The 11,300-nt window shown below is 68.7% G+C and carries 11 protein-coding genes and 1 tRNA gene; 8 read left to right on the top strand and 4 right to left on the bottom strand.

All coding sequences use genetic code 11. The features are described 5' to 3' along the window. From K8V84_RS19485 to K8V84_RS19500, 4 genes are all read left to right on the top strand, one after another. A partial coding sequence (locus K8V84_RS19485; RefSeq protein ID WP_304077034.1) for a peptidoglycan recognition family protein occupies positions 1-709 on the top strand: 709 nt, incomplete at its 5' end. A gap of 284 nt (positions 710-993) precedes the next feature. After that, positions 994-1,824, top strand: a complete 831-nt coding sequence (locus K8V84_RS19490) for a CPBP family intramembrane glutamic endopeptidase (protein ID WP_304077036.1) — start codon at positions 994-996, stop codon at positions 1,822-1,824. Then, entirely contained in the window at positions 1,821-2,975 is a 1,155-nt protein-coding gene (locus K8V84_RS19495; protein WP_304077039.1) for a sensor histidine kinase, read from the top strand. Before K8V84_RS19490 ends, K8V84_RS19495 begins: the two co-directional genes overlap by 4 nt. After that, a complete protein-coding gene (locus tag K8V84_RS19500) occupies positions 2,972-3,631 on the top strand; it encodes a response regulator transcription factor (RefSeq protein WP_304077042.1) in 660 nt (219 codons plus the stop codon). Before K8V84_RS19495 ends, K8V84_RS19500 begins: the two co-directional genes overlap by 4 nt. Here K8V84_RS19500 and K8V84_RS19505 read toward each other — a convergent pair. Continuing rightward, positions 3,607-4,107 carry an ester cyclase gene (locus K8V84_RS19505; protein WP_304077044.1) on the bottom strand — a complete coding sequence of 167 codons (501 nt, stop codon included), beginning with the start codon at positions 4,105-4,107 and terminating at the stop codon, positions 3,607-3,609. The genes K8V84_RS19500 and K8V84_RS19505 overlap by 25 nt on opposite strands. A gap of 131 nt (positions 4,108-4,238) precedes the next feature. On the opposite strand from K8V84_RS19505, the gene K8V84_RS19510 reads away from it, so the two are divergent. Continuing rightward, on the top strand, positions 4,239-5,153 hold the full coding sequence (locus tag K8V84_RS19510) for a LysR family transcriptional regulator (protein ID WP_304077045.1): 915 nt from the start codon (positions 4,239-4,241) through the stop codon (positions 5,151-5,153). Positions 5,154-5,513: 360 nt separating this feature from the next. On the opposite strand, the gene K8V84_RS19515 is transcribed toward K8V84_RS19510, so the two are convergent. The 3 genes from K8V84_RS19515 to K8V84_RS19525 all read right to left on the bottom strand — a co-directional run bounded on the left by K8V84_RS19515 (position 5,514) and on the right by K8V84_RS19525 (position 7,388). Continuing rightward, positions 5,514-6,362: an alpha/beta fold hydrolase gene (locus K8V84_RS19515; protein ID WP_304077047.1), complete on the bottom strand. Its 849-nt coding sequence runs from the start codon at positions 6,360-6,362 to the stop codon at positions 5,514-5,516. 67 nt (positions 6,363-6,429) lie between these two features. Further along, on the bottom strand, positions 6,430-6,828 hold the full coding sequence (locus K8V84_RS19520) for a hypothetical protein (protein WP_304077049.1): 399 nt from the start codon (positions 6,826-6,828) through the stop codon (positions 6,430-6,432). Between the two features lie 484 nt (positions 6,829-7,312). Further along, positions 7,313-7,388 (bottom strand) — tRNA-Lys (locus K8V84_RS19525). 349 nt (positions 7,389-7,737) lie between these two features. Between K8V84_RS19525 and K8V84_RS19530 the strand changes: the two genes are divergently transcribed. From K8V84_RS19530 to K8V84_RS19540, 3 genes are all read left to right on the top strand, one after another. Then, positions 7,738-8,841 (top strand): sugar diacid recognition domain-containing protein, encoded by a 1,104-nt coding sequence (locus K8V84_RS19530; protein ID WP_304077050.1) that lies wholly within the window; start codon positions 7,738-7,740, stop codon positions 8,839-8,841. A 52-nt stretch (positions 8,842-8,893) separates the two neighbouring features. Then, a complete protein-coding gene (locus K8V84_RS19535; protein WP_304077052.1) occupies positions 8,894-10,138 on the top strand; it encodes a glycerate kinase in 1,245 nt (414 codons plus the stop codon). Next, the coding region (locus tag K8V84_RS19540; RefSeq protein ID WP_304077054.1) for a GntP family permease at positions 10,135-11,300 on the top strand (1,166 nt) is incomplete at its 3' end. The genes K8V84_RS19535 and K8V84_RS19540, both read left to right, overlap by 4 nt.

The raw sequence follows: 11,300 nt of genomic DNA on the forward strand, positions 1-11,300 counted from the left end.
CTCCGCTCAGACGAGCAACCCGATCCAGGCCGCCGCCCCGGAGCTCTACTGGCGCGGTTCCTGGAACGCCCGTCCACCGAGCTCACCCATCCAGGTGCTGAACAACGCGCCGAGCTACATCGTGGTCCACCACACCGCCACACCCAACAGCACCGACTACTCGCTCGACCACGGTCTGAACCTGTCCAAGTCGATTCAGAACTACCACATGGACTCCAACGGCTGGATCGACACAGGCCAGCAGCTCACCATCAGCCGCGGCGGGTACGTGATGGAGGGCCGGGACCGCACCCCGGAGTCCATCGCCGCCGGTCAGCACGTCGTGGGCACCCACGTGGCCAACTACAACAGCTCGGCCATCGGTATCGAGAACGAGGGCACCTACACGAGCGCGAGCCCGACCCAGGCCCTGACCGATTCCCTGGTGGAGACCCTGGCCTGGTTGTGCGGCGCGTACGGGCTCAACCCGAGCGCGATCGTCGGTCACCGGGACTTCAACGCCACGGCCTGCCCCGGCGACGTGCTGTACGCGATGCTCCCCGACCTGCGCAACCGGGTCACCCAGACGATGAGAGCACTCGACATCCCCATCGCCGCCGCCCGCGCCGCCGGCGAGGACGGTCCCACCCACCCGCCGGTGCCCGACGACGAGCCGAGCCACGAGTTCTACCACGGCCCCCTCCGAGGCCCGGACGACATCTCCCGCTAGTCGCCGTCCCACGTCAGGGACCTGGAGGACATCACCCCGTTCGGTGTCACTCCCACCCATCCCACGGTGCCCACCATCCCCCGGTGGGCACCGTTTCCCTTCCCACCCGGTTCCTCCGTGCGCACGGAATCGATGCGGTGCGCGCTCCAACCACCGACCACTTGTCCCCCATGAGAGCCACACGCAGGTGTCCACCGCACGGTGACGACCCGGCGAGCCCGGATCCGTAGCGTCCTTCCCACGGCCGCGGTGGTCCGGTCGTGTACTCGGTGAAGGGAAAGATCATGAGGCTGTTCCTACAGCTCCTGGCCGTCGTGGCGGTCGGTCTCGTCGGTGGTCAGGTCGTCATGGCGGTCGGGGGGAACCCGTGGCTCACCCTCGGGCTCGGCCTGTCGACCGCGCTGATCACACTGGTCGCCTACCGGTGGGTGGTCCGCCTGACCGAACGGCGGCCCGCCACGGACCTGACCCGCGAGGGCGTCTTCGCGGGGCTCGGCGGAGGAACGCTGGTCGGTGTCCTGCTGTTCGCGTGCGTCATCGTCAACATCGCCTTCCTCGGCTACTACAGGGTCGACGGCATGGGGTCGCTGACCGGCGCGGTGGGCTTGTTCGGTTTCATGGCCGCCGCCGCGGTGACCGAAGAGGTACTGTTCCGCGGCGTCCTGTTCCGGTTCATCGAGAGGGGCGCCGGAACGTGGATCGCGGTGGTGGTCTCCTCCGTGCTGTTCGGCCTGTGGCACCTGCCCAACCCGAACGCGAGCCTGCCGGGCATCGCCATCATCACCGTCGGGGCCGGTGGCCTGCTCGCCGCCGCGTACGTGGTCACCCGCAGCCTGTGGCTGCCCATCGGCATCCACTTCGGATGGAACTTCGCGGCTTCGGCGATCTTCAGCACCGAGGTCTCCGGAAACGGCACCCCCGCGGGCCTGCTGGACGCCACCACCTCGGGGCCGCTGCTCGTCACCGGCGGCGACTTCGGCCCGGAGGCGAGCCTGTACTCCCTGGTGTTCCTCGTGCTCGCGACCGTGGTGTACCTGTGGGTCGCCCGCCGCCGCCGGAACCTGGTGCCCATGCGTCGTTCCGACCGCGCCGACGCCGCTACACTCGCCCGATGAACGTTCTACGGCGGGTGTCCGAGCCTTGGCACCGTCTCGACGTCGTCATCCGGGACCTCCCCCTGGCCCTGTTCCTCTTCGTCCCCTCGTTCATGCCGATGTTCTTCAACTACGGCACACAGGTCGGGGGTGTGCCCGACCGGCCCTTCGACGCCCTGGCCGTCGTGGTGATCGCCCTCCAGAGCTTCCCGCTCGCCATTCGTCGGCGCTGGCCCACGGTGTGTCTGGCGCTGATCGCGGTCGGTTTCGCCGTCGACCAGCTCCTCGGCTACCACACGGTCGCCGGGACCGGGCTGGCCATGGCGGTGCTGAGCGCGGGTGTGCACCTGGAGCGGCGGCGACGCCTCACCGCGCTGCTGTTCTCCCTGGCGTACGTGCCGCTGGCGGTCGTGCTGTACCGGATCGGCACCGGCGAGCCGGTGAGCGAGTTCGTGCTGTTCTACCTGGCGGTGGTGCTGGTGTGGGGCATCGGCTCGTGGTTGCGCTCCACCCGGATCGCCGAGGCCGAACGCCGTCACCGGGTCGCCCAGGACGCCCTGGCGGCCGATCGGGCCCGTATCGCCCGCGAACTCCACGACGTGGTGACCCACCACGTGACGGCCATGGTGGTCCAGACGGAGGCGGCGCGGTACCTGACAGCCGCACCCGACCGTCTCGACCAGGCCCTGGCCACGGTCACCGACACCGGGCGTCGGGCCACCTCCGACCTGCGCCGTCTGCTCGAACTGATCGACCCCGACCACGGTTCCCAGACCCGTACTCCGCACACCGGCGGGCTTTCGGAGCTCGTGGAGCATACGCGCGGAGCGGGCCAGCCGGTGGAGTTCACCGAGGAGGGCGCCCCCGCGGAGTCGTCGGGCAGTGCCGACTTCGTGGCCTTCAGGGTCGTTCAGGAGGCCCTGACCAACGCCCTCAAGTACGCCCATGGCACCCCCACCTCGGTTCGGGTGCGCCACGGAAAGAAGGAGATCACGGTGCGGGTCGACACGGACGGGCCCGGCAGGCCGATCGCGTCCACCGGTGGCGGTGGGCGGGGTCTGACCGGCCTGCGCGAACGCGTCGAGGTGTTGGGCGGCGACTTCAGCGCGGGTGAACGCTCCGACGGTGGATTCGCCGTCGAAGCCCGTGTTCCCGTGGGGGGCCGCTCGTGAGCGGGACCATCCGGGTCCTGGTCTGCGACGACCAGATGCTGATCCGTACCGGTCTGACCACCGTCATCGACGCACAGCCGGACATGGAGGTGGTCGCCGAGTGCGGTAACGGCAGGGAGGCGGTCGATCTCTGCGCCCGATTGAAGCCGGACGTGGTCGTGATGGACGTGCGCATGCCGGTGCTCGACGGCATCGAGGCCACCCGCCTGTTGGCCGGGGTCGGGGTGGCCGAACCGACCAAGGTGCTCGTGGTGACCACGTTCAACCTGGACGAATACGTGTACGAGGCGCTGCGCGCCGGGGCCGGCGGGTTCCTGCTCAAGGACGCGCCGCCGGCCCAGCTGCTGCACGGGATCCGGACCGTGTCCACGGGCGCGGCCCTGTTGGATCCCGTGGTGACCCGACAGCTCGTGGGTACCTACGCCGCCCGGGTGCGGCCCGTGGAGCGGGACAGGAAGGAGACCCGGTTGACACCCCGCGAGCTGGAGGTCCTGCACCTGATCGCGGAGGGGCTCTCGAACCGGGAGATCGCCTCAGCGCTCACTCTGAGCCAGGAGACGGTGAAGACCTTCGTTTCGCGCATCCTCACCAAGCTGAACCTTCGCGATCGTGTGCAGGCGGTCATCTACGCCTACCGTCGGGGCCTCGTGGCCTGACCTCCCGGTGCTCCCGTCGGCTCGGTCGGATCGACCCCGAGCAGGCGCAGGAAGCCGAGGTTGTCGTACTGAACCCATTCCTCGGCCAGCAGACCGTCCTCGTCGTAGCGGAAGAAGTTGATCAGTTCGAGCCGCATCGGCTTTCCGGTGGGCTCGATGGGCCCGATCGGCGAAGCGTCGAAGCGGGAGACGAACACACCCGACATCGACGTGCGGGCCGCGATGAAGGCGCCCTCGGCGACGAGTTCCCTACGCTCGCAGGAGAACCCCTCGAAGGCGCTCCGCATCGCCGCGAAGAACGACCTGAGCTCGGCGTACCCCATGTCGCCGTCCGGTCCGTGGAAGACGAAGTCCTCGGCGAAGTACCGATCGAGCCTCTCGTCGTCGGCCACCGCGATGGCCTCACGGCCGATCCGGATCAACGCCCGAGAGCGCTCGTCGTACCTGGTGTCGTCGGGCGAGATGAATTCACTCATGGCCGGTGTCCCTGTCTTCAGTGCTTCTACCGTCAATGGTTCCAACACCTCCCCGCCACGGGCCTAGTCCCTAACGGATATGCAGGTCTTCGTCGATATCCATAACCTTTTCGCATGGCTAGGCTGGGAGGATGTCCGACATCTCGATGAGCTCGCTGCGTGTCGTACGCGCCGTGGCGACGCACAAGTCCCTGAGCGAGGCCGCCCGGGCCCTCGGGTACTCCCAACCGGCGGTCTCACGCCAGGTGGCCGCGGCGGAGGCCGCCGTGGGCAGACCGCTCTTCGTCCGTCACCCGCGCGGTGTGTCCCTCACCCGCGCCGGCACCGTGGTCGCACGGTTCGCGACCGAGACCCTCACCCGACTCGAACACCTCGAACAGAGCATCGATGAGCTGGATTCCGACCGGGAGCTGCGGGTGCGGGTGGGGGCCTTCCCGGCCGCGAACGCCGCCCTGCTCCCCCGGGCCCTGGCCCGCCTGACGGAACACCGTCCGAGGGTGGCCTTCACGTTGGCCGAAGCGTCGTCCCCGGCCCTCGTTCAGCAGGTCGCCGCCGGCCGCCTCGACGTCGCGGTCGTCGCCGTGGGGCAGGGACTGCCTCAGGCGGCCTTGGAGGGCCTGCGGACGACCCCCTTGGAAACCGGCGAACTGTGCGTGGGCGTATCGACCGGGCACCGTCTCCATGGCGCGGCCCGCGTCCCCTTGGCGGAAATCGCGAACGAGCCGTGGATCGTCGGGCGGGGGTCGCGCGACGAACCTCGCTTCGGTGCCTGGCCGACGCTCGCGGACCCCGTCGTCCGATGCCGTGCCCGCAGCTGGACCGCCCGGCTCGGCCTGGTCTCCGCCGGGCTCGGGATCTGTCTCCTGCCGGAGATGCTCATGCCCTCGGTACCCGCGGGCGTCGGCGTGGTGCGGGTCGAGGACCCCACGTGGCTGGGGCGGTCCGTGTTCACGGTGACTCCATGGGAGACCACCGAACTCCACGAGCTGGTCACCGCCTCACTTCACGAGGCGGCCTCCACCATACGCGAGCACCGACCTCGATGATCGCCCGGTCCGCATCGGGTCCCTGCCGTTCTTGGTCGTCGTGGCTGTGAGGGCCGTGGTGGTGGAACGTGACATGGTCGCCACCCACCTCAGCCAGGTCGGTTCGCCGTGCTCGACGTTCTGTCGGTGAGTTCACCACCCTGGACGACGAGGAACGGATCAGGGTCACCCGCACGGCAACGGAGATCCTCGGCCCGAAGGGGGTCCACGCCCGTGTAGGGGCTGCTCCCGCCAGGCCGAAGCCCTGTCCACGCCGTCCTCCCGCGGTTCCCGGAGGAACCGTGCGGCGCTCTGCCCTGATCACGTCCCCGCGGTGCCATTGCGGAGGGCCTGCGCCACGGGGACGCCTTCCGTCTCCACTCAGCTCTTTTGCCTGATGGTGTCGAGCGCCTGTTGGAAGTACCCCTTGAACACCGGGTAGTTCTCGCTCATGGGGAAGTGACCGATCTTCTCCATCTCCATGAACACGGCACCTTCGATGCCTTCGGCGGTGTGCCTGCTCTTCTCCGGAGGCGTGAGGTAGTCGTACTCACCGGTGATCATGACCAGCGGACAGTTGGTCGTGTCGATCTCTCCCAAACGGCCACGAAGGTCGTGGTCCACCGAATAGAAGTACAGGTCGCCTCGGAACGCCTCCGCTCCCTGCGAGTAGTAGAACCACGTCGCGGCGCGGTCGCCGTCCGGAGACTGCGGTGCCATGAGGTCCCACACGCCGCTGGCCGAGACCTGGGCCGCGTTGGCGTGGGGGTGCTGCCACCAGTCGAGGAAGAACCCCGGAGAGTGGTCGGCCCCCTCGATCGCGATGACCCCACCGAAGCGATCGGGGTGGTGAAGCGCCAGCTGCAACGCCTCGTTGCCACCGAAGGAGCAACCCGCGAAGATCGGGGCCTCCAGTTCGAGCGCGTCGCAAAAGCCGGTGACGAAGGCGGTGTACCACTCCGTGGTGAGCCGGTACTCCTCCTTCCACCACTTCTTGTTGGCCGGGGGATCGGACTTGCCATGGCGGGTCAGGTCGTAGGCGATCACTCGGTACCGGCTGGTGATGTCCTCATCCTCCAGCAGGTACCGCCACTGGTGGTTGTGGCAGCCCGCCGTGTGCTGGCAGAGGAGGGGCTGCCCTTCCCCGTTCTCCAGATAGAAGACCCTGCATTCGTCACCCAGCACGTCGAAGGTCACGTAGCGTCCGGTCACCGGTGAGAACTCAGCCATGTCGATGCCTTCCTTTCCGTCTGCTCCAGGGCAGATCCCGTGTTCGCTGCCGTCGGTAACGTGCGCCTCACACCGGAACACCGCTCACACGGAGCAGTTCCATCTGTCGGGTGAAGCACCGCAGGTTCTGCATGAGTACGAGCAGGTCTCCTTGCAGCTCCATGTCCTCCCGGAAGGTGGCCGCCCAGATCCCGTGGCACATCGGGCGCGGTTCCTTCTTTCCGAACTCCCGCCAGGTATCCGCGCTCGCCCTGACGAGGAACTGGTAGCGCAGGTCCAGCGGCCCCGGGTCGACCAGGATCTTCTCGACCGCCCCGTGGTGCATCACCACCTGGTACCGGTGTTCCTCCATGTCCAGGAGGTAGGAGCAGTCGAAGTACCTACCGTGTGCCCGCAGCTCGTCATCCTGGTTGCACACACGTGTGAATTCGTCGGGCCAGCGATCGGACACGGCCGTCTTCGCCATCGTGTTCCTCCTCGTTGTCACGCCCCGCGCCTATGTCGAACGCACCGGGTTTCCGGACGCTAGGGGTCTTCCTCACCCCAAAAGGGGAGAAAAACCTCCATTTTGTGACATTTCAAGAAGAAACAGACCTTGGTTTTATCGAAGCACGCCGAGCGTGAACCATGAGAAAGGGGGCCCTGGGCAAGGCCGCGCGACCTCTGCTCCGTTCCGGCTCCGCTCCGAGCGGAGCCGGAACACAGGAGATCGTGCAGGTGGGCGACCACCGCGACAACGACGCCCCTTCCGGTGCGGGAAGCCGGGCTCCGGTCGGCGCCGATCCGTGGTGGCGCGTGGGACTACCGGTGGGCCGATGTTCCACGGGTGAGCGCGAAGGCGGAAACACGGTGAGGACCGGGCGCCCACGTGGAGGGCCGGCGAGGGCCCGGGCACACGAGAACCCCAGGACATGAGCACAAGGGAATGCGCCTTTTACCTGGGGTTCCGTTGGTGAGCCCCCGGGGGATCGAACCCCGAACCCACGGATTAAAAGTCCGTTGCTCTGCCGATTGAGCTAGAGGCCCGTGACTGTGGCCCTGGGCCCTGCCCAGACCACGACCGCAGACAACTGTACCGCAGCGAAAGGGGTTCACGATGTCCGGCCAACGCCGACGGAGCAACGGATTCGCTCCGGATCTGATCGGCTCGGATCGGAACCGTGAGCGCCTTCGCCTTCGCCCACCCGCCCTGGAACTCGGGAGGAGCCTCCCTGACGCCGTTGAGTGACGAAGAGGAGTGTCGGGGGCGCCTCACCCCCGCCCGCACCCCACCAACGAGTGAGCGGTCTTGCCGCCCACCGCCGAGGCGACGACCGGCAGAGTCCGGGACGGACGACCCACCCGCCCACCTGACCGGCGCGAATACCCTTGGGACATGCCCGAAGACCGGCGACGGGCCCCCCTGAGCAGCGAGCTCGCCCAGCGGGTGGTCGACCTCATCGCACCGACGATCAGCCACAACATCAACGTGATGGACGAGCACGGGACGATCATCGCCTGTCTCGATCCCTCCCGTGTGGGCAGCCTGCACCGGGGCGCCCAACGGGTCATCTCCGAGCGGCGCAGGGTCCTGGTCACCACGCCCGAACCGGACACCTCGGACCGGCCGGGCGCGAACGAGCCGCTCTTCATCGACGGGGAACTGCGGGGCGTGGTGGGGGTGACCGGCAGCCCGCACGAGGTCGAACCGCTGGCGCGGGTGGTCGCGCTGACCGTCCAACTCCTCATCGCCCAGGAGCTCGAACAGGACGCGGTGAGCAGACGGCACACCGAGGCCCGGGACCTCATCGCCTCCTTGAGTTCCGGCACCACCAGAGGGGAGGACGCCCTGGCCCGCCTCATCTCCGCCGGACTGAAACCACCGTGGTCGCTGGCCCTGTGGACGGCGGGCACTCCTCGACCGGACGGCGGAGCGTCACCACCGTCACTGGCGGAGACCGCCGTGACCAGGGTGAACGGCAAGGGATCTCGACGGGCCGCGGTGCTTCACGGGGCCCTGTGGGTGATCGGTTCGGGTCGCACACAGGCGCCGAGCGGTCTGGGGCTGCCCTCGGACAGCCGCCACACGCAGACCCCGCTGACCAACGACGTGGAGACCCTCCTGTCGCACGCGGAGGAATCGCGGGCGCTGTGCCGATACGCCGCTCTGCTACCGACCCTGGAGGACCCCGACGGCTGGTCCTGGGAGGTGGCGGTCGCGGTGGCACATCTGCCCCGCCGTTCCCTGACCCGGATGGCGACACGGTCCACCCCGCTGACCACGGGCCAGCGCCGCACGGTGGCGGCGATGGCGTCGGCCGGTTCCATGCGAGAGGCCGCCGACTCGATGTTCGTCCACCGCAACACCCTGCTGCAGCGGGTCGAGCGGATCCGGGCCACGACGGGGTTGGACATCCGCCGTCCGGATCACCTGACCACACTGCACATGTGTCTGTACGCGGAGACCGCACTGGGCATTTCGCACATACGTCCCGAATAAAGGCGCAGGAAGACTGGGCGCTACGCCGTCGAAATGCACCGAACGGGATTCTATGATCTGCGTCATGTCCAAGGAGTTGCACGAACATGACGAGGCACCCGCCGCGCGGGTCGCGGTGATCCCCGACTCGTTCAAGGGCAGTGCGTCCGCCGTCGAGGTGGCCGAGGCCATGGCCAAAGGTGCCCGCGAGGCGTTCGCCGAACAGGGCCTGGCCGTGACCGTCCACACCCTCCCCTTCGCCGACGGCGGCGAGGGCACCCTCGACGCACTGCTCGGCGCCTGGGGAACCGACGCCCTCACGGTGGAGACCACCGACGCGCTCGGCCGCCCCACCCGTGCCCGATTCGGCGTCTCCGACGACGGTCGGACCGGCGTGATCGAGGCCGCGGAGGCCAACGGCCTGCCGGGGGTCTCCGACGTCGCGCTCCGACCGCGTGACGCGAGCAGCCGGGGCGTGGGCCGCCTGGCCACGGAGCTGCTCGACCGCGGGGTCGAGGAGGTCCTGCTGTGCATCGGCGGCTCCGCGTCAACCGACGGCGGCACCGGCATGCTCGCCGCACTCGGAGCACGCTTCCTGGACGACAACGGCTCCGAGCTCCCCGACGGAGGCGGAAACCTCCAGAACCTGGCCGACGTGGACCTGTCCGGGCTCGACCCGCGCGCCCGCGAGGTCCGTTGGCGGATCGCCTGCGACGTCACCAACCCCTTGGTCGGGGAACGGGGCGCCGCGGCGGTCTTCGGCCCGCAGAAGGGCGCCGGCCCGCAGGACGTCGAGGTACTCGACACCGGGCTCGCCAGGCTGGCCGACGTGCTGGCCGAGGCCACCGGCTCGTGCCTGCGGGACGTCGAGGGCATGGGTGCCGCCGGCGGCATGCCCGCGACCCTGTCGTCGATCCTCGGCGCCGAACTCCTCCCGGGTTCGCGCATGGTGGCCGAGGTGCTCGACGCCGAACGGATGCTGGGCGGGGCCGACCTGGTCCTGACCGGCGAGGGCCGCTTCGACAGCCAGTCTCTCGGCGGGAAGGTGGTCGACGCGGTGCGCCGGCTCACGCCCGCCCACGTGCCCGTCGTGGTGATCGCGGGCAGCGTGTCGGTCACGGCGGACGAGCTCCGCCGTTCAGGGGTCACCGCGGCCCTCTCCATCGCTCCGGGCCCCCGGACGTTGGAGGAGATGCGGGACGAGGCCCTCCCGGAGATCACCTCGACGGCCTACCAGTGTTGTCGACTCCTCACCCACCCAGGACTCCCGAGCACCGTGCGACCCGTGCCGGGCACCACTAAGGAACCACGACCGTGACCGAACTCGTCATCCTCGTTCTACTCGTGGCGGGCATCGTGCTCGTCACCGCCCGCTGGAAGGTCAGCCCCTTCCTCGCGCTGATGGGCGCCGCCATCCTGGGCGCCTTCGCCTTCCGTCTGCCTCTGGCGGACATCGTCACGACGGTGACGGAGGCGTTCGGCGGCACGCTCGGCAACATCGGCCTCGTCATCCTGTTCGGCACCATGATCGGCGTGATCCTGGAGCGTTCCGGCGCCGCGATCTCGATGGCCGAGGCACTGATCAAGGTGATCGGCACCCGGTTCCCGAACCTGACGATGTCGCTGATCGGCTACATCGTCTCCATCCCGGTGTTCTGCGACTCCGGTTACGTCATCCTGAACTCACTGCGCAAGGCCATCACCGTGCGCACCGGGGTGTCCGCGCTGGCCACCTCCATCGCGCTGATGACCGGCCTGTACGCCACGCACACGCTGGTGCCACCGACCCCGGGTCCGCTGGCCGCCGCGGAGAACATCGGCATCACCGACAGCCTCGGGCTGATCATCGCGATCGGTCTGCCGGTCGCCGCCGTGGCCGCGATCGCCGGTCTGATCTACGCGAGCACGTTCGCCCGCAAGGAGTTCACCCCGATCCCCGCCTCGAGCGAGGAGGAGATCGACACCCGCTCCTACGACGAGCTGCGCGAGAGCTACGGCAAGCTGCCGAACGCCTTCCTCGCGTTCCTGCCCATCCTGCTGCCGCTGGTCCTGATCTGCTTCGGTTCGATCGTCAAGCTGCCCTCGCAGCCGATCGGTGACGGCACCTTGTTCGAGGTCGCGTCCTTCCTGAGCACCCCGGTGATCGCGCTGATCATCGGCCTGGGGGTCGCGGTGACGCTGCTGCGCGGCCACGGGAAGCTGGCGAGCTTCAACGAGCAGATCAACGACTCGGTGCACATCGCCGCCCCGATCCTGCTGATCACCGGTGCCGGTGCGGCCTTCGGCTCGGTGCTGGCCGCCTCTTCGCTGACCGACTTCCTCGCGGACAACCTCAGCGGTCTGGGCATCGGCCTGGCCGTGCCGTTCCTGATCGCCGCGGCGCTCAAGACCGCGCAGGGTTCGTCCACGGTGGCGATCGTCAGCACCTCGGCGATGCTGGCCCCCATGCTGGGTTCGCTGGGCTTGGACTCCTCGATGGG

Source organism: Nocardiopsis listeri, assembly GCF_020741345.1.
Lineage (GTDB): Bacteria > Actinomycetota > Actinomycetes > Streptosporangiales > Streptosporangiaceae > Nocardiopsis > Nocardiopsis listeri_A.